A 24,847-nucleotide genomic window follows, 5' to 3' on the forward strand; every position below is an offset into this window, starting at 1 on the left:
CGGATCCGTTCCCGCCGTGTCCGGACCAGCCGCGTATCGGGAGCCGGTCAGCCGGTCAGGGGCGGATAGCTCCCGTCCGGGCCGGGCCGATAAGGTTCCACGCCGATCACGGCCGAAACCGGAAGCGGGCCGTACAGGTGCGGGAAGCGCAGCGCGGGATCGTCGCCGGGAACGCCCGGCTCCCAGCGCACCGGGGCGTCCAGCCGCGTGGGGTCGAGCCGGAGCAGCACCATATCGGATCGGCCCGCGAAAAGCCGGTTCGCCGGCAGGTGCACCTGGTGCGGGGCGGACAGGTGCACGAAGCCCTCGGTGACCAGTGAGGGCGGCCGATGAGCGCCGATTTGCCGCGCGGTGGCCCACTCACCGGGAGAACAGAGGTGAACAAGGGTGTGAGTGTCACAGGGCACGGGTAACCTCCGATACACAACTCGACAGTCGTACGGGACAGCGGGACACCGGTATTCCACGCCCGGCCGCGGTGTTCGCCACAGGCGGAAACCGCTGGTCGTGTTAGGGAAAACACAGTGGTTCCCATGGGGGAACAAACCCGAAGTCCCGAACGTCTGACAGAGTAGTCATACCACTGCTGGGAAGTAGCGGAAGCGAGCCCGCGGAGTGACCACGGGCCTCACACCAGGTGAACGGTCTTTGTGCCGGAAGCCAGGACGGAGGAGTCATGCCAGGAACCCTGACTAGCACCCCACTGACCGCGGTCGATCGCTGCGATCGCTGCGGGGCGGCGGCCCGTGTGCGTGCCGTTCTGCCCGCAGGTGGCGAGTTGCTCTTCTGCCAGCATCACGCGAACGAACATATGGAACGACTGCGTGAGCTGGACGCCGTGATCGACACGGAGTCCGCTCCCGCCCTCTGACCCGTCTGCGCGTCCGACACAACAGCATCGAACAACAGAACACCGCTCAGATGTGGCGGGCGACCGGTCGGTCGCCCGCCACATCTCATCCGGGCAGGATCGCGTCGATCAACCGCGCGAGCCCGTATTCGAAATCGCCGGCCGGATCGCCCGGCGCCTGATACAGCTCGCCGACCGCGGCGCCCACCCGCGTGGACAGCGGGTATTCGGCAGCGGACATGACCTCGGTCAGCAGGGGCCCGTAGGTCTCCCACCAGTCGGCGTCGGATTGTTCGCGGACACTGCGAGCCGCGGCGAGTGCGGTGCGCGCGTTACCGGTCGCGAACTGGGTGAGAACCGAAATCACCCGATCCATCTCGGGATCGCCGAGACCGATACCGTCGACGGCCGCGAGCTGTTGCTCATAGCGGCGCACCCGGCCCGGCCCGAGCACCATCCGCCACGACGGCACCTCGAACAGCCACGGATGCGCCAGGAACTCGTCGCGGATCTGCCGGGCGACGGCGGCCAGCCGGTCCCGGACCGGTATATCGGTGGGCAGCGGCGCCTCGGCAGCGGCCACCGCGTCGACCATCAGTACCGTGAGCGCATCCTTGCTGGGCACATAGGTGTACAGGCTCATCGGCCGCAACCCCAGTTCCGCGGCGACGGCGCGGATGGAGACCTTGCCGTAGCCCTCCCGGTCGGCCAGCCCGATCGCGGCGGTGACGACATCATCGACGCTCACGGTCTGCCGCGGTCCGCGCCCGCCCGTCCGCGGCGGCAGGCTGTGCCGCCACAACAGTTCCAGCAGTGCCCGCGCCGGGTCGCCGGATCGGCTCGCGCTGCCTTCCGGACGCTCGGCCGGGGCTGCTCGGCGGTCGTGGTTCGCTGCGTCCCTCGCCGGTTCGCTCATGCTGCGTCCATGAGATTCGAGCAAAACTCCGCGTGATCCCGCTCCGCTACCGTATCCGTACCCAGCTCGCTTACGCCGTGCCCGCGGCGCATGAGTGAGGGTCCCGCGTGGTGACACTCCGCCACCGCCCCCGAGCCCAGCCGGCTCACGCCGCGCTCAACGGGCATGAGCGAGGGCATCCCGTCACGCGCGGCGACCGGCCCCGGGCCCGACTCGCTCAGGTCGGGCCCCGATGCTGCGGTGGTTTCCGGAACTCGCCGCCGGTTGCGGGGGCCGCAGACCTGCCGGTACGCCGGCGCCGAGCGGGTACTCCGGACCGCACCTCCGGCGGCCGGCCGATGACAGTGGCCGTCCATCGATCTCCCTTCTCGGATCGGGCGCCGGCGCCCGGGAGCCACCCCGGAACAAAACCGGAACCGTGCGCGTTCGAGATATTACTCCGTACGCAATACGATGATATTGGGGGTCACCCTGCCGACCATCGAAACCACCTACCTGCCCGATCGGCACATGTTCGCACTGTGGACGTGGACGGGTCGCGATACCGGCCCGCCGCCACCGGGGGTCGGCGAGGCCGCGACCCTGCCGCTGGTCGTTCCCGGCGGAACCACCGCGCAACTCCGCGCGGGCAGCGTCCACCTCCAGGTGACGCCGGTCCAGTGCGCGCTGGTGGAGCCCGAACGATTTGCGACGCTCGCGGTCGACCGGCCCGGAAACTCCACCCGCGCCTGGCAGTCCCACCTCGCCGGCACCACCGCGCCCCTCCCGGTGGCCGCACATGCGGTACCGAATGCGCAGGGCACCGCGATCGTGGACGCCGAACACGCCCTTTCGGTTCTGCGCGATACCGCCGAGACCGCTGCCCGGATGCGATCCGGCCTACAGGCCGACCTGCGCCCTTACCAGGTGCGCGGGATCGCCTGGCTGCGGGAAACCGTCGCCCGCCACGGCGGCGCCGTCCTGGCCGACGAGATGGGTCTCGGCAAAACAGTGCAGACCATCGGTTTGCTGGCCGACCGCGCCGGGCAAGGGCCGCAACTGGTGGTGTGCCCGACCTCCCTCGTCGGCAACTGGGTGCACGAGATCAACCGGTTCGCACCGGAGCTGCGGCCCACGCCTTGGCGCGGCGGACCGGTGGATCTTTCCTCCGCAACCGTCGTCGTCACCGGCTATCCTGTGCTGCGCGGGCACGGGAGCGGGCTCACCGGCATCGAATGGGCGACGATCGCCTACGACGAAGCCCAGGCACTGAAGAATCCCCGCACCCAGGTGGCGAAGGCGGCGCGGGCGTTGTCCGCCGGCGCAGTCGTCGCCCTCACCGGAACACCCGTCGAGAATCACCTCGACGAACTGTGGGCATTGCTACATCTCGTCGCACCGGCGATCTTCGGGCACCGCGCCCAATTCCGCCGGCGTTTCGTGAAACCCATCGAGCAGGGTTCGGCCGACGCCGCCGCGCGCCTGCGGGACGCGGTCGAACCCGTGCTGCTGACGCGGCGCAAGGATCAGGTTGCCGCGTCACTACCCGCCAAGATCCACTCGGACCTGCTGTGCGATCTGACTGCGGAGCAGGAACGGCTGTACGACAGCCTGCTCGACCGCGCCGTGGACGAAGGTTTCGGCACGGGCGCCGGGCGGCAGACGCGGATCCTGGCGGCACTCACCTCGTTGAAGCAGGTGTGCAACCACCCGGGGCTGGTCAGCGGCGAGATGACCGAGCTCGCCGGGCGATCCGGCAAGCTCGACCTCTGTACCGATATCGTCGCGAACAATCTCGACAATGCCGCCCCGACACTGATCTTCACCCAGTACCGCGGCACCGGTGAGTTGCTGGTCCGCCATCTACACGAGCAATTCGCGATCACCGCCCCGTTCTTCCACGGCGGGCTCGCGCAGGGCGAACGCGCCGCCATCGTCGACGAATTCCAGTCGCCGGACGGCCCACCGGTACTGGTACTGAGTCTGCGGGCCGCCGGAACCGGGCTCACCCTCACCCGAGCTGCCGATGTCATCCATTTCGACCGCTGGTGGAATCCCGCGGTCGAATCCCAGGCCTCCGACCGGGTGCACCGCATCGGCCAGACTCGCACCGTCACCGTCACGACCCTCACCTCGGCGACCAGCGTGGAGGAACATATCGCCGATATGCAGCGGCGGAAATCCGCGCTGACCGATTTCGGCGCGGGGACCGGTATCGCCGAACTGGCCCAGCTGGACGACGACCGACTGGTGGAAATTCTGCGCCGAAAGCGAGGAAACTGATGGCCGACAACGAATTCGGTTACACCCGCTGGGGAATGGACTGGGTACGCCTGGCCGAACCACTGCGTCAGACCCGCCCCGACCCGCTGCTGCCCCGGGCCCGCAGTATCGCACGCAACAACGGTGTCCGCACCGAAGCGGAAGGCCGGATCGTCCGGGCGCATATCCACCGCGGCGGTCAGGCATCGGTCACCCATATCGAACTCACGCCGCTGCCCCGGCCCGTCCTGACCGGGCTGGGCGCGATCGTGGGCACGGCACCGACGGTGCCGACCGACGAGATGTACGCCGCCGCCACAGATGCGGGCCTGCCGCTAGCTCCCGTTCCCGCGGCGATCGACTGCTCCTGTACCGCCCGCACCGACCGGTGCGTACACGTACTGGCCACGTTCTACGAGCTGGCACGCCAGGTGGACGAGAACCCCCGGTTCGGGCTGGACCTGCAAGGCTACGGCCACGATCCGGGACCCGACGATTCCGCGGCGCCCACCGAGGGGCCACGCTGGATCCCGCTCAACACCGTGGACCCTGCGCTGTATTTCGAAGTCTGAGAACATGTTCGACAGCGTGGGAAGACCCGGTTCCCACTGTTCCCGGGCCGTCGCCGGTAACCGCCCGGGCGGGAATGCGCTCCCGTCGCCCGGGCGGTTGCCTGGCTCCTCGTACTTGTGCCGGTCGGATCCCAACCGGTGGGTCGGGACAGGTCTCGCCCTGCCGAGCGGGTTACCGCCCGGCAGGTTGGCAGACGTGAGTCACCCGGGTGTGCTCAGGACGCGAGCATGCGGCAACACCGAGTACGGGCGGTCGCGCACCGCGACTTACTCGGTGGTCGAGCACCCGGACAGGAGCTGGAAACGCTGCCGCATCGCGGTGGAGAAAGCACGAGAAGTGTTTGCAGTACTCAACTGGTCTTCGACAACCCGAGCAGGAGGCTCAGTGCGGCGGCGGCCTCCAACAGGGCAGCTGAGCGCGAGTCGATCCGGGTATCGCGCGCCGTGAGCGCCGCCGCCAGGTCATCCCAGCGGCGCCGGCCACGGAGCTCGGGAATCAGCTCGCGCAGGGCCTCGATCCCGTAGCCGGCCAGGCGGAGCTGATGCACGAGCCGCGCGGCTCGTACGTCGTCGGGGGTGTACACGCGGGTTTCCCGGATGTCCGAGCGGCGCGGTACCACCACACCGGCGGCGTCCCAGTGCCGCAGTGTAGAGGTGCGTACCCCCAGCGCCCGCGCGAGTTCGGAAATGCTCATGGAGTCGGTGGGCTGGATATCGGCGAGAGGTTCGTCCGCGATGCTCCGGGCCGCCGTCCGCGCCGCGTCGAGGTCGCGGCGTTCGCGATCGAGCCGGGCGTGCGCGGTATCGAGCAACGCGAACACCTGCCGCAGGTCTCGCTTGTGCAGGGCGCGCAGGATCGTTTTCGCCGCGGCCGGATCGATTGCGGCGGCCAGCGCGCGGTACGCGCGCGCCGACCAGATGTGGGCTTCTCCGTATATCCGGTAACCGGCCGCGGTCCGGGTCGCCGCCGGCAGCGCACCGTCGCGCTCCAGATTGCGCACCTGCTGAACGGAGTACCCGGTGCGATAGGCGACCTCCGCGGTGCGCAGAGCAGTCGAATTGCGGCTTTCCACGTCTCCACCTGTCGATATATGGCTGGAAGTCTCCACAAGCACTTCAATGTAACGCTTGAATACATGACCATCGACGAGATCATCGGATACCTCGGCACCCTCGACGGCGTGCTCACACTGCGGCCGGGCCCCGGCGACGGGTCGCCCGAGCTCGCCTGGGGCGACGCGTTCTTCTACTACGCCCCGGACGGTGAGATCCCATCCCGGACCCAACCGTTCGCCACCATCGTGACCAAGAACTATCCGGGCGACGACCGGTCACAGCTCGACCGCCCGGGAAGTTTCCGCCTGAATATCAGCGCCGGCCCGGAGGCGTTCCGTACATGGACCGGCCACTCACCGCGTGACGCGAATTCTGTTGAGGACGACCCGAGCGCTCGTGACACCGTGATCGTCCATCCCGTGTACGGAACCGCGGGCTGGCTGGCGATCGTAGACCCGGGTTCGCGCACCGCCGAGACGCTTCGGGAGCTGCTCGAGATCGCGCACGCCCGCGCCCGTTCGCGCACGGAAAGGACACGGTAGCGCACCACATCCCGGGCAGGAAGGCCACCGCGGCGGCGATATCGTCGGCAGCACCGTAACGTCCGAGCGCGGCGCGGCCGGCCTGATCCGCTGCCCGGGCGCCATGGCGATCTCACCCGCGTCGTAGACCACGCCATGACCGCCCGGCCGCCCGGCGGCTCACATCCGGCGTAACGCGGAGATACGTTCGGTCAGTTGGTCTGCCGTGGCGAGCGCCGTGGGCGGTCCTCCGCACTGGCGGCGCAGTTCGCCGTGGATGACCCCGTGCGGCTTACCTGTGCGGTGGTGGTGCATGGCGACCAGGCTGTTCAGTTCCCGGCGCAGCTCACCCAATTTGTCGGCGGTCGCCACCCGCTCGGCGGCATTACCGGCGGGAACGGGAGCCGGTGCAGTGGGCGCCGGTTCGGATCTGGACCGCTCGGCGACCTGGCGTGCCTGCCGTTCCCGCAGGAGTGCACGCATCTGCTCGGCATCGAGCAGGCCCGGAATACCCAGGTAATCCGCTTCTTCCGCGCTACCGGAGAAAGTCGCCGTGCCGAACGAGGACCCGTCGTAGATCACCTGGTCGAGTTCGGCGTCGGCGGCCAGCGGGACGAACCGTTTCTCTTCCTCACCCGGTTCGTCGCGCTGCTTGTTCGCCTCGGTCAGCAACTCGTCGTCGAGACCGTCCTTCTCCCGGTGCGGTTTACCGATCACATGGTCGCGCTGGACCTCGAGCTGCGCAGCCAGGTCCAGTAGCACCGGAACCGAAGGCAGGAACACACTGGCCGTCTCACCGCGCCGCCGGGCGCGCACGAAACGGCCGATGGCCTGCGCGAAGTACAGCGGCGTGGAGGCGCTGGTGGCGTACACCCCGACCGCCAGCCGCGGTACGTCCACACCTTCCGACACCATCCGCACCGCGACCATCCACGGCTGGTTACCGGCCGCGAACTCACCGATGCGGGCCGAAGATGTCGGATCGTCGGACAGCACCAGCACGGGCTTGTTGCCCGTGAGATGCTCCAGCAGTTCGGCATACAACCGGGCACGTTCCTGATCCGAGGCGATCACCAGGCCACCGGCATCGGACATACCGCCTTCACGCAGTTGCGCCAGCCGCATATCCGCGGCGCGCAGCACGGCATAGATCCAGTCGCCGGCGGGATCGAGTGCGGTACGCCAGGCCCGGGCGGTCTGCTCGGCGTTCAGCGGTTCACCCAGCCGGGCCGTGTACTCCTCGCCCGCGCTGTCGCGCCAATGCGCCTCACCCGAATACGCGAGGAACACCACCGGGCGCACGACACCGTCGGCCAGCGCCTCCGAATAGCCGTAGGAATGATCCGCCCGCGACCGCGGCAGTCCGGCTTCGTCGGGTTCATAGGTGACGAACGGGATCTGGCTGTCGTCGCTACGGAACGGGGTACCGGTGAGCGCCAGCCGCCGGGTCGCGTCGCCGAACGCCTCCGCTACCGCATCACCCCAGCTCTTGGCGTCACCGGCGTGATGGATCTCGTCCAGGATCACCAGCGTGCGGCGGTTCTCGGTACGCACCCGGTGCTTGAACGGATGCGCCGCCACCTGGGCATAGGTGACGACCACGCCGTGATAGTCCCCCGAGGTGCCACCGGTCGTATTCGAGAAGTTGGAATCCAGCGCGATCCCCGACCGCGCCGCCGAGGCGGCCCACTGGTGTTTGAGGTGCTCGGTGGGTGCAACCACGGTGACCTGGTCCACGGTTCGGTCGGCCAGCAGTTCGGCGGCCACCCGCAGCGCGAACGTGGTCTTACCGGCGCCCGGGGTGGCGACGGCAAGGAAATCACGGGGTTTGGTGGCCAGATAACGGGTCAGGGCGCGCCGCTGCCAGGCACGCAGGTTCGCGCCCGGAACTGCCGTCGCCGTGGCGCCGCTCGTATCGGTCACGGAGACAAACACTAGCGGCCGTCGCCGCGATGGCGCCAAACCGGCGCGGCCGCCGCGACGGGTGTCACACGCCGCGGGCGCGCCGCGCCGGGTAACCGGTGATTCACCTGCCGACCGCCGACACGTCCGCCCTGCGCCACACCACGGGGTACGCGGGTGAGAGATGCTGGACCGATCATGCACAGCTACGGAAACGAACACGGGACCCCACGCCGGGATACCTCGTGGCTGCGGCATGCCCTGGCCCAGACCCGGCGGCTGGTCGTCCGTGTGTCCGTGAAGTCCTGGAACGATTCGATCTTTGCCAAATCCGCCGCCGCGGCCTTCTGGCAGACATTGTCGCTGGTCCCGCTGTTGTTCGGACTGCTGGGCGGCCTGGGGTACGTCAGCGGGCTGTTCGGACCCGACACCGTCGAGATCGTCGAATCGAAGATCTTGACCTTCAGCCGTGATCTCTTCAACCCCAGCGTTGTCACCGATCTCATCGAGCCGACCGTCCGCGATGTTCTCGGCCAGGGCCGCGCGGCCTTCGTCTCGGTCGGTTTCGTGCTCTCGCTCTGGGCCGGCTCATCGGCCATGGCGACCTTCGTCGACGCGATAGTCGAAGCGCACGGCCAGCAGGACGCGCGGCACCCCGTCTGGCAGCGCATCTTCGCCCTGCTGCTGTACGTGCAATTCCTGATCGCGGCGGTGTTCATCCTGCCGCTCATCGCGCTGGGACCGGTGTTGATCGGCCGGATCCTGCCGGACACCTGGCGTGAACCCGGGCTGCGGCTGATCGATTCCTTCTACTACCCCGCGGTGGGACTATTACTCATCGTCGGCCTGGCCACGCTCTACAAATTCGCGCTGCACAGTTCGCTGCCGTACCACCGGCTGTTCTGGGGGGCGCTGCTCGCCGGGGTGTTCTTCATGGCGGCCAGCGAGGTGCTGCGCCGATACCTGACGCTGGTCACCCGCACTGGGGTCACCTACGGCGCGCTGGCCACCCCGATCGCCTTCCTGCTGTTCACGTTCTTCCTCGGTTTCGCGGTGATCCTCGGCGCCGAGTTCAACGCGGCCGTACAGGAGTTCTGGCCGGCGCGGGCGACCCGGATCGAGCAGTTCAAGGCATGGCTGGCCAAACGGCGGGATACACCGCCGGACGAGGACCGGGAACCGCCGGAGCCGGGTGCCCACCGGATCCCGCCACAACGCCGCGGACCGGGCGGCCGGGCACGCGACAACGGCACCGGTGGTAAACCGGCGCCGTCGACCCTGCGCTGATACGGGCGCTCAGTCGCCCTTGCGCAACTGCTCGTAGACCTTCTTGCATTCGGGGCAGACCGGCGAACCAGGCTTCGGCGAGCGCGTCACCGGGAATACCTCCCCGCACAGCGCGACCACCATCGTGCCCATGACGGCACTCTCGGCGATCCGGTCCTTCTTCACATAGTGGAAGAACTTCGGGGTGTCGTCACCGGTGGTCTCGTCGGTGGTCGTATCGGGGCGAACCAGAGTATCGGTACTCACGCAATCCATGATGCCGTACCGCGCGGCCGTCCTCACACCACGTACCCACCGGGGTTACGCGCGCGCCGCGGTAGTGCAAGACTCGAAGGTATGCAGCAGCACGGCGAAGACTCCGGGCGCGGCCCGGAGCACATCGACGCCGGTGCGAGCGGTCTCGGTGAAGACATCGGCGCACCGCGGCCGGCCCGTCCCACCCGTTCGTCCGGATACTTTCCCGGTGACGACGCGAAACACGCGGCCTTGATCACCGCGGCGGCGCCCTCGTTCCAGGACCAGCATCGGGCGCGGGTACGCCGCTACACGATCATCATGGCGTTCCGGATCCCGGCCCTGATCTTGGCCGGTATCTCCTACTCGGTTTTCGGGAACGCCCTGATCGCCATCCTCATCATGGCGGCGTCGGTACCCCTGCCGTGGGTCGCGGTGCTCATCGCCAACGATCGCCCGCCCCGGGACAAGAACGAACCCAGCCGCTGGGACCGCCCGCGTACCGCGCTCGAGGAACGCCGCCGCGACGCGATCGACGGATAGCGCGAAACGGCCTCCGGCGCCGCGAGTGGCAGAGTACTGCTGTGCCCATACACGGATCGACCACCGCATCTGCCCTGACGGCCCTGTGCCCGGACCTGCGCGCGGCCCTGACCCGCGTGGGCTACAACGCCGACACTCTGCTGGAAGTCCTGGGTCCCGAGGCGCACAGCGCGCTGGGGCGCGGGGAGCCGGTACCCGTGCGGCGCGTTGCCCGGGGTGCGGGCCAACTGGGCACGCTGGTGCGGCTGCTGCTCCTCGGCGATGCGGTCCCGGAAGCGGAGGTCGCCGCGGCGCTGGCACCGGTCGCGGTGGCCGATGCCATCGCGGCCGGGCTCCTGTCCGCCGAGGGCGGCCTGGTACGCGCGGCTCTCGATCTGCGCCCGCTCGATACCGGCGCGGGTAATCGCTGGATCCTGTCCGATCTCGACGATTCGATGCACCGCCGGGAGCTGACCGAGGATCACGTGCTCGGCGTCGGTCACGCGTCGCTGTCGCTGCTGCGGGCGACCCCGACCCTCCCGGTCGGCTCGGTACTGGATCTCGGCACCGGCTGCGGGGTCCAAGCGGTACACGCCGCCGGCTACGCCCGGTCGGTGACCGCCACCGATATCAACCCGCGCGCCCTGTGGCTGGCCGAGGCCACCGCCGCACTCAACGAACTCGACCTCGAACTGCTCACCGGATCGTGGTTCGAGCCGGTGGCCGGACGCCGGTTCGACCAGGTGGTCGCCAATCCGCCGTTCGTCGTCGGTCCGGCCCGGATCGAGCACACCTACCGCGATTCAGGACTCGACCTGGACGGCGCGAGCGAACTGGTGCTCTCCCGCGTACCGGACCTGCTCGCCCCCGGCGGAACGGCGGCCGTTCTCGCTGCCTGGATACACACCGAGGATGCGGACTGGCGGCAGCGTGTTTCCGGGTGGCTGCCCGCATACGGTGTCGATGCCTGGGTCGTCCAGCGCGATATCGCCGACCCCGCACTCTACGTCGGCACCTGGCTGCGCGACGCCGGCCTGGATCCGCGCAGCCCGGCGGCCCAGGAGCGGGTCGAGGATTGGCTCACCGCCCTCGACGAGGCCGGCGTCACCGGGATCGGCTTCGGATTCGTCTACCTGCGCGCGTTCGACGGGCCGACCGAGGTCCTGGCCGAGGATCTGACCCACGGATTCGAGGACCCGCTCGGCGCGGAGGCTCTCGCCCACTTCGAACGGTCGGCCTGGTTGCGTGCGGTGGCCGCCGATCCGGCTCTCGCCTGGCGTTCCCGCTACCGGGTCGACCCGGCGACCGCACTGGAACGGGTCTACCTGCCCGGCGAGGAAGGCTGGGACCAGCAGGTGGCCCGCCTGCACCGCGGTAACGGGCCACGCTGGCAGCACGAGGTGGACGAGAGCACCATCTCCTTGCTGGCGGGAATGCGATCCGACGGCCTGCCGTTGTACGAACTGATCGAACTGCTGGCACTGTCCCAGGGATCCGACGAGGTGGACCCGGAGTTCGCTACGGCGGCGCTCGCGGTGGTCACCGGCTTGGTGCGGCACGGACTGGTACATCCGGTCTAGGAGTTTCACCTCCGGCGGTGGGCACCGGTCGCCTGCGCGGGGGCTGCCCTCGGGCGCCGCTTCACCTCGGTCTCCGGTCCGACGGGCCCGTGCCCCGGATTCCCGGCCCGTTCCGTTCTCAGGAACTTCTCAGAACGTGACGCTGAAAACCGCAGTTCAGAGCGGTTTATCCGCGCCCGGCGAGGGAACTTTCCCTATGTCGGGTCCGTTGTTCGGAGTGAGACACCACCGACAGGAGGCAAGTCATGACAAGCCCCGCCACCACTCGTGTGCGCCCCAGTGATACGGACCTCGACGCTCAGAGCCCCGCCGCCGACCTGGTACGCGTGTACCTGAACGGGATCGGACGGACGGCACTGCTCACCGCCGCCGACGAAGTGGAACTGGCCAAGCGCATCGAGGCGGGTCTCTATGCCCAGCACCTGCTGGAGACCGGCAAACGTCTGTCGGCGACCCGCAAGCGTGATCTGGCGATCGTGGTCCGGGAAGGCCAAGCGGCGCGATCGCATCTGCTGGAAGCCAACCTGAGGCTGGTCGTCTCGCTCGCAAAGCGGTACACGGGCCGCGGGATGCCCCTACTGGACCTGATCCAGGAGGGCAATCTCGGCCTGATCCGCGCGATGGAGAAGTTCGACTACGCCAAGGGCTTCAAGTTCTCCACCTACGCCACCTGGTGGATCCGCCAGGCCATCACCCGCGGTATGGCCGATCAGAGCCGTACCATCCGGCTCCCGGTCCATCTCGTGGAGCAGGTCAACAAGCTCGCCCGGATCAAGCGTGAACTGCATCAGCAGCTCGGCCGGGAGGCCACCGACGCGGAACTCGCCGCCGAATCGGGTATCGCGGTGGAGAAGATCGCCGATCTACTCGACCACAGTCGCGATCCGGTGAGCCTGGATATGCCCGTCGGCAACGACGAGGAGGCCCCGCTGGGCGATTTCATCGAGGATTCCGAGGCGACATCTGCCGAAAGCGCCGTGATCGCCGGCCTGCTGCACCGCGATGTCCGCAGCGTGCTGAACACCCTCGACGAACGCGAACAGCAGGTCATCCGGTTGCGCTTCGGTTTGGACGACGGGCAGCCCCGCACGCTCGATCAGATCGGCAAACTCTTCGGTCTGTCGCGTGAGCGGGTCCGCCAGATAGAGCGCGAGGTCATGTCGAAGCTCCGCAAGGGCGAACGAGCCGACCGGCTGCGCGCCTACGCCAGCTGAGCGCGCACAACGCCCCGGAAAACAAGCGATGACCGGCCGTGATGGCCGGTCATCGACCGCTGGGGCCGATCGAAGTGCATCCGGTGTCACGGGGACGCCTGCTCATTCCGAACGGACCAGAATGTCCGCCGGCTCGCGAACAACTGTGGTTTCATCCCCGACCTGACCGCACCTCTCGGCCCGGCGCAGCCGCTCCCGCAGTGGCAACCGACCTGGCCGGTGCACATTTTCATGGCGGCCACCTGATTTCCGGATGAGCAGAACGTGTCGCTGGTTACGGCACCGGGCCAGGTCTCTGGCCGGGCCCCGCAGGCAGAGGCTTCATTGCGTCGCCCGTCGAAGGGATGTCTGCGGATTGCGTGCCGGTTTCCACCGGGCGAATCTGCCCATGGGCCCGATACCCGCGGTCGACCTGGCCGTAGTATCGGGCCGGGCGTGCGGGTTCCGCGGTTCAGCCCAGTCGCCGGGGGCCGGTGTCGAAACGGCTCGGTTGCGGGCCGATCCGAGCGCGGGCATACAGGATCGCCGCCGATTCCGGGCTGGCGAGTACCGGCTCACAGGACAGTTCGCGCATTTCGGGAAGGTCGTCGAACAGGGCCGATATTCGCCGGGTCAGGTCGATCAGGGCGGCCTTGTCGACACGCGGGCTGGCCGGTGTTCCGTTGAGCAGCGGCGCGGCCCGCGGGGCGTCGATCAGGGCCGCGGCCTCCTCGGCGGACAGTGGTAACGCGCGGTAGGCCCGGTCCCCCAGGAGCTCGATGATCGGACCGGACAGGCCGAATTCGATGACCGAGCCGAATGCCGGATCGTCCTGCACTCGCAGCACGCAACCGACCCCCTTGGGCGCCATCCGCTGGATATGCAGCAGCGGATCACCGCACAGCTCCACCAGATCACGGTAGGCCTGGCGTACCGCCTCCGGACGCCACAGATCCAAGCGCACCCAGCTCATATCGGGCCGGTGCCGCCAGCCCTCGTTGGTCGCCTTGGCCGCCACCGGATACCCGAGTTCCTCGGCGGCGGCCACAGCCGACTCGACATCGCGCACGGCACGGAAGTCGACAACGGAAATGCCGTAGCAGGAAAGGAGTTCGACGGTCTCCTCGTCGGCCAGGCGGCGTCCTCCTTCCGAATCGGCCAGCCAGCCGGCCATCAGGGCAACCGCGCGTTCGCTGTCGATCCCGGCGGGCCGGGCCGAATCGGCGCCGGAACGCACGGCCTCCTCCGGACCTGCCGGGCCGGGCCGGTCGCGCCATCGCGCATACCGCTGTACCCGCGCCAATGCCCGCACTGCGCGCGCGGGATCGGGAAAGGACGGGATGGAACCGCGAATCGCGGCCGCCCCGGCGCCGCGCACCGCGAGCAGATCGGGAATACCGTCCCCGCTGGCGAATGTGGTGAGGACCGGTTTATCGCCGGCTACGGTGGCCACGGCCGTGCGGAGCGCTTCCGCATAGCCGGTCTGGGGTAACGGGATCGGAGGCGCGAAAATGACGATCACGGCGTCGGTTTCGTCCGCCCGCAGCGCCGCGGTCACGGCCGTGAGGTAATCATCCGGCGTTGCCTGCGGCCCGAGATCCACGGGTTCGGCGGCGCTGAGCCCCTCGCTGCGTGCGGCGTCGGCGGTGAGCCAGTTGAGGGCCGTACTGTTTCCCACGATCGCCGGACGCGGACCGCGGGGCAGCGGCTGGTAGCCCAGCAGCGCAGCACAGTCGAACATCTCCGAGATCGATTCCGCCCGAACGACTCCCGACTGCGCGAACAAGTCACGGACGACAGCGCGGTCCAGTTCCCCATCCGAATCCCCGCGTGCCGCCAGCCGGCTCGGGCTCACCGCCACAATCGGTTTGTTCCGTGCGACCCGTCGCGCGATCCGGGAGAATTTCCGCGGGTTACCGAAACTCTCCAGATACAGCAGGATCACATCGGTATCGGCATCGGTATCCCAATACTGCAGAAGGTCGTTACCGGAGACATCGGCGCGGTTACCGGCGGATACGAACGTGGACAGGCCCAGATTCCGGGTGGCCGCCTCGGCCAGGATCGCCACCCCCAGCGGCCCCGACTGGCAGAAGAACCCGATCCGCCCGCGACCCGGCAGCACCGTGGCCAGGGTCGCGTTGAGCCCGACCGCGGGATCGGTGTTGGCGATACCGAGGGCACTGGGGCCGACCACCCGCATGCCGTGGCCGCGGGCGGCCGCGACCAGCTCCGCTTCGGCCCCACGACCTTGCTCACCTGTTTCACTGAAGCCCGCCGACAACACCAGCAGGCCTTTGACCCCTTTGGCCATACAGTCGTCGAGCACTGAACCGATCTCGGCGGCCGGCACCGCCACCACCGCCAGATCCACCTCTTCGGGGATATCGCGCACGGTGGGATAGGCGTGCACGCCCCGGACCGAACGGCGGCCGGGATTCACCGGATAGACGGCGCCGTGGTAGGTACCGTCGAGCAGGTTCGCCAGGACCACCCCGCCGACCCGCTCAGAACTGGGGGTGGCACCGATAACCGCCACCGACCGCGGCGCGAGCAGATTGCCGACGCTGCGGGCCTCCGAGGCCCGCTCCCGCGCATCCCGGACCGAACGCAGCGCCTCGGTGGGGTCGATGGCGAACTCGAGATGCAGCACCGATCCGTCGCGGCTGCGCTCCACCTGGTAGCCGGCTTCGCGGAATACCGTGACCATCACCGTGTTCTCCGCCAGTACCTCCGCGACGAAGGTTTCGATCCCGTTCTCCGCAGCCGCCCCTGCCAGATGCTCCAGCAGGATCGATCCGAGGCCGCGGCCCTGATGGTCGTCCGCTACGACGAACGCGACCTCCGCGGAGCGCTTGCCCGAGCGGTCCAGCAATTCGTATCGGCCCACGGCGATGATCGAATCCCCGAGCACGACGACCAGCCCGACCCGATCGCGATAGTCGACGTGGGTGGTGCGGTAGAGATCCTTCGGCGAGATCCGTGGGTAGGGCCCGAAGTAGCGCAGATAGCGGGTGCGTTCGGAGAGCGCGGTGTGGAACCGCTGCAGTTCGTCGGCGTCCGCGGGGGTGATGGGGCGCAACCGCACCACACCTCCGTCGGAGGCCAGGACATCGGCGTGCCAGTGCTGCGGCGCGGGGGCCGGATCGTCGGGAACGGTTTCGGCCGGTTCAGTCACGCGGGTCCTCCGAGTCCAGGCCGAGCGGGCCGAAGCACGCGCGGCGGGTGGCGAGGACGGCGGTGTCGACCGCACGCTGTGCGCGGTCGGTCCGGGCGTCCCCGGTTTCCGCGGTTCCCCCTGGGCCGTCCCAGCGCTGGAACGCAATATCCACACCGTCGCCCATCGTGCGGGGCGGCGATATCCGCGGCCTTTCGGTTTGCACGAGATCGATCCAATCCTGCGGTATCGGGGTCGCCGGGTCCACCGGGCGGTTCAGTGCGAGCGCCAAGAGATGGGTCCATGCGCGCGGCACCACCCGGACCAGGCCGTACCCGCCACCGCCGACGGCAAGCCACCGGCCGTCGGCGTATCGGTCGGCCAGATCTCGCATGGCGGCGAATGCTGCCACCTGGCCCTCGACTCCGAGTTCCAGATCTGCCAGTGGATCCTCCCGGTGGGTGTCGACCCCGCACTGGCTGACGATCACCTGCGGCCGGAACGCCGCGACCGCCCCGGGGACGACTGCATGGAAGGCGCGCAGCCATTGCGGGTCCCGGGTGCCCGGTAACAGCGGCAGGTTGATCGCGGTGCCGTCGCCGGGCCCACTGCCGGTTTCCTCCGGCCATCCCGTGTTCGGCCACAGCGTCGCGGGGTGCTGGTGGATCGAAAGGGTGAGTACGCGCGGGTCCCGGTAGAACGCGTGCTGCACTCCGTCCCCGTGATGGACGTCCACGTCGATATAGGCGATCCGGTCGAAACCGTGGTCGAGCAGCCACGAGATGGCCACCGCGACGTCGTTGTACACGCAGAAGCCGGCCGCCCGCCCCGGCATGGCATGGTGCATTCCGCCGCCGATGCTCACCGCCCGCCGGGCGGTGCCGCCCGCGATCGCGCGCGCCGCGGCCAGTGTGCCGCCGACGATCACCGACGAGGCCTCGTGCATCCGGGGAAAGATCGGATTGTCGGCCGAGCCGAGACCGTGGGGTGGATCCGGCTGTTCTACGCCGGGCACCGCCCGGCGTACCGCCTCGATGTAGTCCGCGGTGTGCACCCGGAGCAGCTCACCGGTATCGGCCGGGCCCGGCTCCAGTATTTCGATACCGTCCAGTAGGCCGAGCGCATATGCCAGCGCCATGGTGTACCGCAGCCGGGCCGGTTTCATCGGGTGCTCAGGGGTCCACGAGTACTCGAGAAAGCGGTCGCTCCACACGATGGTCGCCGCATCCGGGTCGCCGCGATCTGCCTGCGGTGCTGAAGTGGCCATGATCGCAACCGTATCGGGAAGGGCGGAACCCCATCCGGCGTTGTCATGCAGTAGAAATACATGTACGTGCAACAGCGGCGCCGAACCGAGCGCCGCCGGTATTCCCATCGCGTCACGCGACCCGCTCCGTCCGACCGGGGTCGCTGGTGCGCAGGTAGAATTTGTGCCGACGAAGGGGCAAAAGTGAAGGATCTGGTCGACACCACGGAGATGTATCTCCGTACCATCTACGACCTCGAGGAGGAGGGCGTAGTACCCCTGCGCGCCCGGATCGCGGAGCGCCTCGAGCAGAGCGGACCGACGGTGAGTCAGACCGTAGCGCGGATGGAGCGCGACGGGCTGCTCCTGGTTGCGGGTGATCGGCATCTCGAGCTGACCGACAAAGGGCGGAGCATGGCGGTCGCCGTGATGCGTAAACACCGGCTGGCCGAGCGGTTGCTGGTCGATATCATCGGCTTGGACTGGCAGAACGTCCACGCCGAGGCCTGCCGCTGGGAACATGTGATGAGCGAGGACGTCGAACGGCGGCTGGTGGAGGTGCTCAACCACCCCACCACCTCCCCGTACGGCAACCCCATCCCCGGCCTGGACGAACTCGGTATCAACGCCGCCGACCTGCTCGAGGAACCACTCAAGCGGCTTTCCGAGCTTCCGCAGGGGCAGACGCATGCCGTGGTGGTACGTCGGCTGGCCGAACATATCCAGACCGACCCGGAAGTGATCGGCCGGTTGCGGGAGGCCGGTGTCGTGCCCGATGCGCGCGTGACGGTCGAAAGCAAACCGGGGGCCGTGGTGATCACTGTTCCGGGGCACGCGGGTTTCGAGCTTCCCGATGAAATGGCCCACGCCGTCCAGGTGAAGCTGGTCTGATCCGTGGAACTCCTGGTCACCGGCGGTGCCGGTTATGTGGGTGGCGTATGCGCGCTCGTCCTGCGGGAGCAGGGTCACGACGTGGTCGTCGTGGACGATCTGTCGACCGGTAACGCGGACGGGGTACCGGCGGGCGTCGAATTCGTCGAAGGCGACGTGGCCGAGGCCGCACCGGATCTGCTGCGCGCGCGGCGGTTCGACGGTGTGCTGCATTTCGCGGCGCAATCGCTGGTCGGTGAATCGGTCCAGCAGCCGGAGAAGTACTGGCACGGCAATGTCGTGAAAACCCTTACGCTGCTGGAGGCCATCCGGGAGACCGGAACTCCGCGGCTGGTGTTCTCCTCGACCGCGGCCGTATACGGCGAACCGGAGCAGGTTCCGATCACCGAGGATGCGCCCGCCCGGCCCACCAATCCCTACGGTGCGTCGAAACTGGCCATCGATCACGCGATCACGTCCTATTCGGTGGCCCACGGCCTGGCCGCCACCAGTCTGCGCTATTTCAACGTGGCCGGCGCCTACGGCGGCCTCGGCGAGAACCGGGTGGTGGAAACCCATCTGATCCCGCTGGTGTTGCAGGTCGCCGCGGGCCACCGGGATTCCATTTCGGTGTTCGGCACCGATTGGCCCACGCCGGACGGGACCGCGGTGCGCGATTACATCCACATCCTGGATCTGGCGCAGGCGCATCTGCTCGCACTGGAATCCGCGACCGCGGGCACCCATCGGGTGTTCAATCTGGGAAGCGGTACCGGATTTTCTGTGCGCGAGGTGATTTCGGCGTGCCGGCGGGTCACCGGCCGCCCGATCACCGCGGTCGACGCGCCGCGCCGCGCGGGCGACCCGGCGGTGCTCATCGCCTCCAGCAATCGCGCGGTCGACGAACTCGGCTGGCGACCCGAGCACAACGATCTCGACGAGATCGTTTCCGCCGCGTGGACCTATCTGCAGGGTCTCGGCTCGCGCGCGCACAGCGCCCGCTGACTCCGGTCCTGCGGTCACCACTGCGCGGCTTCCATATCGACGCCGAGAGTGGCGGCGCAATCCCTGCCGCACCGCGCCAGGTCGCGGAGGCGCTCCGGGCGCATCCCGGCCTCCAGCGCGGTGTGCAGCAGGGCGGCCATGGAGTGGTGCGGGTCCGCGTCGAGGGCGGCGTCCAAGGCGATCCCGGCGAAGGGACCGTCACCGCGGACATAGGCGAAATAACCCAGCAGCATAGCCGTTTCGGCACGGTCCGCACCGTCGAGCGCACGCGCCAGCCTGGACCACACCCGCTCGGCGGCGTCGGCGTGCGCGGTCGTGGCCAGCGCGAACATGCAGTCCCTCAGTTCCCGATCGCGCAGCGCCACGGCGATATCGGCGAGTTCGCGGACGGCGAGATCGGCATCGGATTCGCTGTTCGAAATCAGCCAGAGCACGGTGATGAGTTCACCGCGCAGGAATCCGATCGGATCCTCACGCCGGGCCGCGGCGGCGTACCGCTCCTTGGCCCGGTCCTGCGCCATTCCGAGTTCGGCCGAAACCTCGGCGCACAGGGTCGGATCCGGCGCGATCAATTCGGTGAGTTCGCCTCTGCAGCGCCGGATCGGCCGGCCGTCCAGAACTCGATTCAACGTCACCCGGGAGGCCACCGGATCGGCGATGAGGCCGCGGCGGCCCGGATCGGTGAGACTCCACCAGGGTCGGCCGCCGCTGATCGAGTGGGCCGCCCATACGGCCCGCACCGGCACGGCCGCCGCCGCCAACCGGCGCTCCAGTGCGGTGAGGACCGGCACCGGGCACGGTGACGTGCCTTGCGGATCCGGCAGCCCCTCGTCGACGAGGACGACGAGGACCCCTCTCACATCCGGCCGGGCGCATACCCGTGATGCCGCCGCGGCGACGGTGCCCTCGTCGGACGGCCGCCCGGTGGTGGGCTGCCACAGGTCGAACCGGACGACGAGATCGATGACGGCGCTGTCCGGGGCGCCGGGCGCGGCACACAGCACAGCCAGCACCAGCGAACGTTCGGGGCGGAAACCGAGCATGGCGGGAATCGCCGCGATGAGATCACCCGGATCGTCGAGTCGCGCCGGGCGGGGCCGGGTGAGCCGGTCGTATTCGCCCGGCGCTCCCTCGGCACAGCGAAGCAGGGCCGAACCTGCCGGTTTGCCGTCGGACCGGACGGGTATCACGGCGGGTGCGTGCGCCGGGGCGGTCAGTGCCCGGGCGGTCGGGCAGGGGCCGTCGGCGCCGGTTGCGGCGGCCACACGGCGCGCGAGGGCCGGATCCGGGTGATCGGGCGCACGGTGCGGGCCGGCAGGAGGTCGGGAGACGGAGGTCGCTGCGGGTGTCATGGGCCGATCATGCGGCGGGGGTCTTCGGAACTCGTCGTCGTGAGCTGGGAGGATGCCCCAGAAAGACAAGTCTGTGGATAACTCCGGGTTATGCACGGATTCACCGTGCGAGGCCGGGTGCGAAGACGCAGAGGGCCATCGCAGCCGAAAACGGGACATCCACGCGAAGGCTGTGCCACACTCCCTTCGTTCACCGGCCGCGCGCCGCCCGGTCCGGCATCGAGGCCGCTCGGGGCCGGGAATTCACCGGCGGCGGCCACTGTTGTCACCGCAGAGAGCCGATGTACGGCCCCGTGTGGCCGTTCATCGTCATGGGGGACAATGAAGTGTGATTCGCGGCTCGCGGCGCGGCAGCGGATACCAGGAGTAGCTCGACCGGCCCCGCCGACGGATCGCGCAGGAAGGAGTACGCGATGGACTACGAGTCGCGAATGTACGAACTGGAGTTCCCCGCTCCGCAGCTGTCGTCGGACGACGGCTCGGGGCCGGTTCTGGTGCACGGCCTCGAGGGTTACTCCGACGCCGGCCACGCCGTCCGGCTCGCCACGACCCATCTGCGGGAGAGCCTGGAAAGCGAACTGGTCGCGTCGTTCGACGTCGACGAACTGCTCGACTACCGGTCGCGGCGCCCGCTCATGACCTTCAAAACGGATCATTTCGCCGACTACGCCGAACCCGAACTGAATCTGTGGGCCGTGCGCGATACCGCGGGTACGCCGTTCCTGCTCCTCGCCGGGATGGAACCCGACCTGCGCTGGGAGAAGTTCACCACCGCGGTGCGGCTGCTCGCCGAACAGCTCGGGGTGCGCCGCAGTATCGGCCTCAGCGCCATCCCGATGGCGATTCCACACACCCGTCCGCTGGGCGTGACGGCGCATTCCTCGAACCGCGATCTCATCCCGGAAAACCAGCGTTGGCCCGGTGAACTGCAGGTCCCCGCCAGCGCCTCCACTCTCTTGGAGTACCGGATGGCCCAGCACGGCCACGAATCGCTGGGTTTCTCGGTGCACGTCCCGCACTACCTCGCGCAGACCTCCTATCCGGAGGCCGCGCAGACGCTGCTCGAACATCTCGGCGAGAACTCCGGGCTGCAATTCCCGCTGGCGGCGCTCGGCGAGGCCGCCGCACAGGTCCGCGAACAGGTCAACGAGCATATCGCCGGCAACGCCGAGGTGGAGACGGTCGTCCAGGCGCTGGAACGCCAGTACGACACCTTCGTCACCGCCCAGGAACGCCAGTCCAGTCTGCTGGTCGGTGAGGGCGAGCTGCCCAGCGGGGAGGAACTGGGTGCCGAGTTCGAACGCTTCCTCGCCGAACAGGGCGGCTACTCCGACGACGAGCCGAACTGAGCGCGCCGATCACCGGCACACGCCCACCGTGCCGGTGATCGGGCCCGGGCACGACGTAGGGTGTCCCGGGTGGATCTGACCGAACTGCTCGAGATACCGGGAACCGACGCCGACGCGCTGTACGAGTCGTTCGCGATATGGGCAGCCGATCAGGGCACCCCGTTGTATCCGGCGCAGGACGAGGCGCTGATGGAACTGGCATCCGGCTCCCACGTCATCCTCGCCACCCCGACCGGTTCGGGGAAATCGCTGGTCGCGGTCGGTGCGCATCTGTTCGCCCTCACGGCAGGCCGGCGTACTTACTACACCGCGCCGATCAAGGCGCTGGTGAGCGAGAAGTTTTTCGCACTGTGCGAGGTGTTCGGCGCCGAACGGGTGGGTATGGTCACCGGCGATGCGGCGGTCAACCCGACCGCGCCGATCATCTGCGCCACTGCCGAAATCCTGGCCAACCTCGCGCTGCGCGAGGGCGCGACCGCCGATATCGGCCAGGTGGTGATGGACGAATTCCATTTCTACGCCGACCCCGACCGCGGCTGGGCCTGGCAGGTGCCGCTGCTCGAACTACCGCACGCGCAGTTTCTGTTGATGTCCGCGACGCTGGGAGAGGTCGATTTCTTCGCGGCCGATCTAGAGCGGCGCACCGGACGCAGTGCCGCGGTGGTGGCCGGTACGGAACGCCCGGTGCCGCTGAGCTTCTCCTATGCCCGGACACCGATCACCGAAACCCTCACCGAGCTGGTGACCACTCATCAGGCACCGGTGTACGTCGTCCATTTCACCCAGGCCGCCGCACTGGAGCGGGCGCAGGCACTCACCAGCGCGAACTTCGCCAGCCGGGCCGAGAAGGACGCGATCGCCGAAGCTCTCGGCGAGTTCCGGTTCTCGTCCGGTTTCGGCCGCACGCTGTCGCGGCTGATCCGGCACGGAATCGGCGTGCACCATGCGGGGATGCTGCCGAAATACCGGCGGTTGGTCGAACGTCTCGCGCAGGACGGACTGCTGAAAGTCGTCTGCGGTACCGACACTCTCGGTGTGGGCATCAACGTACCGATCCGCACGGTATTGCTGACCGGGCTCACCAAATTCGACGGTGTGCGGACCCGGCGGCTCAAGGCCCGCGAATTCCATCAGATCGCCGGCCGCGCCGGGCGGGCGGGTTTCGACACGATGGGCACCGTGGTGGTGCAGGCGCCCGAGCACGAGGTCGAGAATGCCCGGCTGCTCGCGAAAGCCGGCAACGATCCGAAGAAGATGCGCAAAGTGCAGCGCCGCAAACCGCCCGAGGGTTTCGTATCGTGGAGCGAGGAAACGTTCCAGCGTCTGGTCGCCGCCCCTCCCGAACCGATGGTGTCGCGGTTCGCGGTGACCAACGCCATGCTGCTCAACGTGATCTCCCGCCCGGGCAACTGTTTCGAAGCGATGCGCCATCTGCTGGAGGACAATCACGAGCCGCGACCGGCCCAGCGGCGGCATATTCTGCGAGCCGTGCGGTTGTATCGGGCGCTTCGTGATGCCGGCGTGGTGCAACAACTCCCCGAACCCGACGAGCAGGGCAGATACGCCCGTCTCACCGTGGACCTGCAGCGCGATTTCGCCTTGGACCAGCCGCTGTCGCCGTTCGCCCTGGCGGCGTTCGAACTCCTGGACCGGGATACGCCGACCTATGCGCTGGATATGGTGTCGCTCGTCGAGGCCACGCTGGAGGATCCACGCCAACTGCTGATGGCCCAGCAGCACAAGGCCCGCGGCGAGGCGGTGGCCGAGATGAAGGCCGAGGGAATCGACTACGACGAGCGGATGGAACTGCTCGAGGAGATCACCTGGCCGAAACCGCTGGCGGAACTGATCGAGGCCGCCTACGAGACCTACCGGGCGGGACATCCCTGGCTGTCGGAGTTCGCGCCGTCACCGAAATCGGTGGTCCGCGATATGGTCGAGCGGGCGATGACCTTCACCGAGTTGATCTCCTATTACGAGCTGGCCCGGTCGGAAGGCGTTGTCCTGCGGTATCTCGCCGACGCCTACCGGGCGCTGCGGCGTACCGTTCCGGAGTCGGCCCGGACCGAGGAATTGGACGATCTCACCGAATGGCTCGGCGAGCTGGTCCGGCAGGTCGATTCGAGCCTGCTCGACGAATGGGAGCAGTTGACCGGCGCAGGCGCCGAAACCGATGCCGAACAGCTCGCGTTCGGCGCCGAAACCGTACGTCCCATCACGGCGAACGAACGGGCTTTCAAGGTGATGGTGCGCAACGCGATGTTCCGCCGGGTCGAACTGGCGGCCCGCCGCCGCTGGGCCGAACTGGCGGAGCTTTCTCCCGGCCCGGACTGGTCCACCGACCTCGAGCCCTATTTCGCGGAGTACGACGGTATCGGCACCGGTCCGGACGCCCGCGGTCCGCAGCTCTTCCGGGTCGAGGCGCGGCCGGGTTTCTGGCAGGTACGGCAGATCATCGACGACCCGGCCGGCGATCACGGCTGGGCGATTCTCGCCACCGTCGATCTGGCCGAATCCGATGCTGCGGGCGATGTGGTGTTCGACGAGGTCACGGTGGTGTCCGGGTGATCGCCGAGGCGAATGAGTGAGGTCGAAGGGTCGTGACGGCGGAATTCACCGGCCGGCATGTGCTGGCCGAGTTCGGCGGGGTCGACAGTGCGCTGTGCGACGACGGTGACCGGCTCACGGCGGCGTTACGGGCGGCGCTGACCACCGCGGGCGTCACCATCTGCGAAATGGTGAGCAAACAGTTCGAACCGCACGGGGTCACCGTGCTCGCGCTGCTCGCCGAATCGCACGCCTCCCTGCACACCTATCCGGAAACCGGTGACATCTTCGTCGACGTCTTCACCTGCGGTACCTCCGCCGACAGCGCCGAAGCCGTCGCCGAGCACCTGCGCACGGCATTGGCACCGCGGCGGGTGCGGATCTCGACTGTGCGGCGCGGCCGGGCGTCCGGCGGCTGACAGCGCCGCATCGGCGTGCCGGCTCGCG

General features: G+C 68.5%; 21 protein-coding genes. 13 read left to right on the forward strand and 8 right to left on the reverse strand.

Annotation, left to right across the window (positions count from 1 at the left end):
* Nucleotides 1-47: 47 nt before the first annotated feature.
* Nucleotides 48-407, reverse strand: coding sequence for a DUF952 domain-containing protein (locus tag IU448_RS06885; RefSeq protein WP_195054583.1), 360 nt, complete (start codon nucleotides 405-407; stop codon nucleotides 48-50).
* 269 nt (nucleotides 408-676) lie between these two features.
* On the opposite strand from IU448_RS06885, the gene IU448_RS06890 reads away from it, so the two are divergent.
* Entirely contained in the window at nucleotides 677-871 is a 195-nt protein-coding gene (locus tag IU448_RS06890) for a DUF7455 domain-containing protein (protein WP_030521621.1), read from the forward strand.
* 85 nt (nucleotides 872-956) lie between these two features.
* Here the strand turns inward: IU448_RS06890 and IU448_RS06895 are convergent, their stop codons facing one another.
* Nucleotides 957-1,766: a TetR/AcrR family transcriptional regulator gene (locus tag IU448_RS06895; RefSeq protein ID WP_195054584.1), complete on the reverse strand. Its 810-nt coding sequence runs from the start codon at nucleotides 1,764-1,766 to the stop codon at nucleotides 957-959.
* 510 nt (nucleotides 1,767-2,276) lie between these two features.
* On the opposite strand from IU448_RS06895, the gene IU448_RS06900 reads away from it, so the two are divergent.
* Together IU448_RS06900 and IU448_RS06905 are read left to right on the forward strand one after the other, a co-directional pair.
* Nucleotides 2,277-4,028 (forward strand): DEAD/DEAH box helicase, encoded by a 1,752-nt coding sequence (locus IU448_RS06900; protein WP_195055083.1) that lies wholly within the window; start codon nucleotides 2,277-2,279, stop codon nucleotides 4,026-4,028.
* Complete coding sequence (locus IU448_RS06905; protein WP_195054585.1) at nucleotides 4,028-4,579, forward strand: hypothetical protein; 552 nt, start codon at nucleotides 4,028-4,030, stop codon at nucleotides 4,577-4,579. The genes IU448_RS06900 and IU448_RS06905 overlap by 1 nt, the downstream gene beginning before the upstream one ends.
* Before the next feature lie 350 nt (nucleotides 4,580-4,929).
* Here the strand turns inward: IU448_RS06905 and IU448_RS06910 are convergent, their stop codons facing one another.
* Nucleotides 4,930-5,652, reverse strand: a complete 723-nt coding sequence (locus IU448_RS06910) for a MerR family transcriptional regulator (protein WP_324188521.1) — start codon at nucleotides 5,650-5,652, stop codon at nucleotides 4,930-4,932.
* Nucleotides 5,653-5,715: 63 nt separating this feature from the next.
* Here IU448_RS06910 and IU448_RS06915 point away from each other — a divergent pair, with 63 nt between their 5' ends.
* Nucleotides 5,716-6,177 carry a DUF6194 family protein gene (locus tag IU448_RS06915; protein WP_195054586.1) on the forward strand — a complete coding sequence of 154 codons (462 nt, stop codon included), beginning with the start codon at nucleotides 5,716-5,718 and terminating at the stop codon, nucleotides 6,175-6,177.
* Between the two features lie 159 nt (nucleotides 6,178-6,336).
* Here the strand turns inward: IU448_RS06915 and IU448_RS06920 are convergent, their stop codons facing one another.
* The gene (locus IU448_RS06920; RefSeq protein WP_195054587.1) at nucleotides 6,337-8,079 is read right to left on the reverse strand and encodes a DEAD/DEAH box helicase; all 1,743 of its coding nucleotides are present in this window, start codon (nucleotides 8,077-8,079) and stop codon (nucleotides 6,337-6,339) included.
* A gap of 258 nt (nucleotides 8,080-8,337) precedes the next feature.
* Here IU448_RS06920 and IU448_RS06925 point away from each other — a divergent pair, with 258 nt between their 5' ends.
* Nucleotides 8,338-9,345, forward strand: a complete 1,008-nt coding sequence (locus IU448_RS06925; RefSeq protein ID WP_416382972.1) for a YihY/virulence factor BrkB family protein — start codon at nucleotides 8,338-8,340, stop codon at nucleotides 9,343-9,345.
* Nucleotides 9,346-9,354: 9 nt separating this feature from the next.
* Here IU448_RS06925 and IU448_RS06930 read toward each other — a convergent pair whose 3' ends face one another.
* A complete protein-coding gene (locus tag IU448_RS06930) occupies nucleotides 9,355-9,591 on the reverse strand; it encodes a DUF3039 domain-containing protein (RefSeq protein ID WP_195054589.1) in 237 nt (78 codons plus the stop codon).
* A gap of 90 nt (nucleotides 9,592-9,681) precedes the next feature.
* On the opposite strand from IU448_RS06930, the gene IU448_RS06935 reads away from it, so the two are divergent.
* The 3 genes from IU448_RS06935 to IU448_RS06945 all read left to right on the forward strand — a co-directional run bounded on the left by IU448_RS06935 (nucleotide 9,682) and on the right by IU448_RS06945 (nucleotide 12,895).
* Nucleotides 9,682-10,122 carry a DUF3099 domain-containing protein gene (locus tag IU448_RS06935; RefSeq protein ID WP_195054590.1) on the forward strand — a complete coding sequence of 147 codons (441 nt, stop codon included), beginning with the start codon at nucleotides 9,682-9,684 and terminating at the stop codon, nucleotides 10,120-10,122.
* Between the two features lie 41 nt (nucleotides 10,123-10,163).
* On the forward strand, nucleotides 10,164-11,681 hold the full coding sequence (locus tag IU448_RS06940; RefSeq protein WP_195054591.1) for a DUF7059 domain-containing protein: 1,518 nt from the start codon (nucleotides 10,164-10,166) through the stop codon (nucleotides 11,679-11,681).
* 245 nt (nucleotides 11,682-11,926) lie between these two features.
* Entirely contained in the window at nucleotides 11,927-12,895 is a 969-nt protein-coding gene (locus IU448_RS06945; protein WP_195054592.1) for a sigma-70 family RNA polymerase sigma factor, read from the forward strand.
* A gap of 451 nt (nucleotides 12,896-13,346) precedes the next feature.
* Here IU448_RS06945 and IU448_RS06950 read toward each other — a convergent pair whose 3' ends face one another.
* Together IU448_RS06950 and IU448_RS06955 are read right to left on the reverse strand one after the other, a co-directional pair.
* The gene (locus IU448_RS06950) at nucleotides 13,347-16,052 is read right to left on the reverse strand and encodes a GNAT family N-acetyltransferase (RefSeq protein ID WP_195054593.1); all 2,706 of its coding nucleotides are present in this window, start codon (nucleotides 16,050-16,052) and stop codon (nucleotides 13,347-13,349) included.
* Nucleotides 16,045-17,298 carry an acetoin utilization protein AcuC gene (locus IU448_RS06955; protein ID WP_195054594.1) on the reverse strand — a complete coding sequence of 418 codons (1,254 nt, stop codon included), beginning with the start codon at nucleotides 17,296-17,298 and terminating at the stop codon, nucleotides 16,045-16,047. The genes IU448_RS06950 and IU448_RS06955 overlap by 8 nt, the downstream gene beginning before the upstream one ends.
* A gap of 183 nt (nucleotides 17,299-17,481) precedes the next feature.
* On the opposite strand from IU448_RS06955, the gene IU448_RS06960 reads away from it, so the two are divergent.
* Together IU448_RS06960 and galE are read left to right on the forward strand one after the other, a co-directional pair.
* Nucleotides 17,482-18,168, forward strand: a complete 687-nt coding sequence (locus IU448_RS06960; protein ID WP_195054595.1) for a metal-dependent transcriptional regulator — start codon at nucleotides 17,482-17,484, stop codon at nucleotides 18,166-18,168.
* Between the two features lie 3 nt (nucleotides 18,169-18,171).
* Complete coding sequence (gene galE / locus IU448_RS06965; RefSeq protein WP_195054596.1) at nucleotides 18,172-19,152, forward strand: UDP-glucose 4-epimerase GalE; 981 nt, start codon at nucleotides 18,172-18,174, stop codon at nucleotides 19,150-19,152.
* 14 nt (nucleotides 19,153-19,166) lie between these two features.
* Here galE and IU448_RS06970 read toward each other — a convergent pair whose 3' ends face one another.
* Complete coding sequence (locus IU448_RS06970) at nucleotides 19,167-20,504, reverse strand: DUF4192 domain-containing protein (protein WP_195054597.1); 1,338 nt, start codon at nucleotides 20,502-20,504, stop codon at nucleotides 19,167-19,169.
* A 413-nt stretch (nucleotides 20,505-20,917) separates the two neighbouring features.
* Here IU448_RS06970 and IU448_RS06975 point away from each other — a divergent pair, with 413 nt between their 5' ends.
* The 3 genes from IU448_RS06975 (at nucleotide 20,918) to speD (ending at nucleotide 24,819) form a co-directional block, all read left to right on the forward strand.
* On the forward strand, nucleotides 20,918-21,853 hold the full coding sequence (locus IU448_RS06975; RefSeq protein WP_195054598.1) for a PAC2 family protein: 936 nt from the start codon (nucleotides 20,918-20,920) through the stop codon (nucleotides 21,851-21,853).
* 93 nt (nucleotides 21,854-21,946) lie between these two features.
* Nucleotides 21,947-24,421 (forward strand): DEAD/DEAH box helicase, encoded by a 2,475-nt coding sequence (locus IU448_RS06980; RefSeq protein WP_416382973.1) that lies wholly within the window; start codon nucleotides 21,947-21,949, stop codon nucleotides 24,419-24,421.
* Between the two features lie 32 nt (nucleotides 24,422-24,453).
* Complete coding sequence (gene speD / locus IU448_RS06985) at nucleotides 24,454-24,819, forward strand: adenosylmethionine decarboxylase (protein WP_195054600.1); 366 nt, start codon at nucleotides 24,454-24,456, stop codon at nucleotides 24,817-24,819.
* The last annotated feature ends 28 nt before the right edge of the window (nucleotides 24,820-24,847 follow it).

The organism is Nocardia flavorosea, from assembly GCF_015477805.1.
Taxonomy (GTDB): domain Bacteria; phylum Actinomycetota; class Actinomycetes; order Mycobacteriales; family Mycobacteriaceae; genus Nocardia; species Nocardia flavorosea_A.

What these genes read in the sequence shown, in the direction of transcription:
- IU448_RS06890 (WP_030521621.1), top strand. Translation starts at nt 677, where the DNA reads ATGCCAGGAACCCTGACTAGCACCCCACTGACCGCGGTCGATCGCTGC.
- IU448_RS06895 (WP_195054584.1), bottom strand. Translation starts at nt 1,766, where the DNA reads ATGAGCGAACCGGCGAGGGACGCAGCGAACCACGACCGCCGAGCAGCC.
- IU448_RS06900 (WP_195055083.1), top strand. Translation starts at nt 2,277, where the DNA reads ATGTTCGCACTGTGGACGTGGACGGGTCGCGATACCGGCCCGCCGCCA.
- IU448_RS06905 (WP_195054585.1), top strand. Translation starts at nt 4,028, where the DNA reads ATGGCCGACAACGAATTCGGTTACACCCGCTGGGGAATGGACTGGGTA.
- IU448_RS06915 (WP_195054586.1), top strand. Translation starts at nt 5,716, where the DNA reads ATGACCATCGACGAGATCATCGGATACCTCGGCACCCTCGACGGCGTG.
- IU448_RS06935 (WP_195054590.1), top strand. Translation starts at nt 9,682, where the DNA reads ATGCAGCAGCACGGCGAAGACTCCGGGCGCGGCCCGGAGCACATCGAC.
- IU448_RS06945 (WP_195054592.1), top strand. Translation starts at nt 11,927, where the DNA reads ATGACAAGCCCCGCCACCACTCGTGTGCGCCCCAGTGATACGGACCTC.
- IU448_RS06955 (WP_195054594.1), bottom strand. Translation starts at nt 17,298, where the DNA reads ATGGCCACTTCAGCACCGCAGGCAGATCGCGGCGACCCGGATGCGGCG.
- IU448_RS06970 (WP_195054597.1), bottom strand. Translation starts at nt 20,504, where the DNA reads ATGACACCCGCAGCGACCTCCGTCTCCCGACCTCCTGCCGGCCCGCAC.
- IU448_RS06975 (WP_195054598.1), top strand. Translation starts at nt 20,918, where the DNA reads ATGGACTACGAGTCGCGAATGTACGAACTGGAGTTCCCCGCTCCGCAG.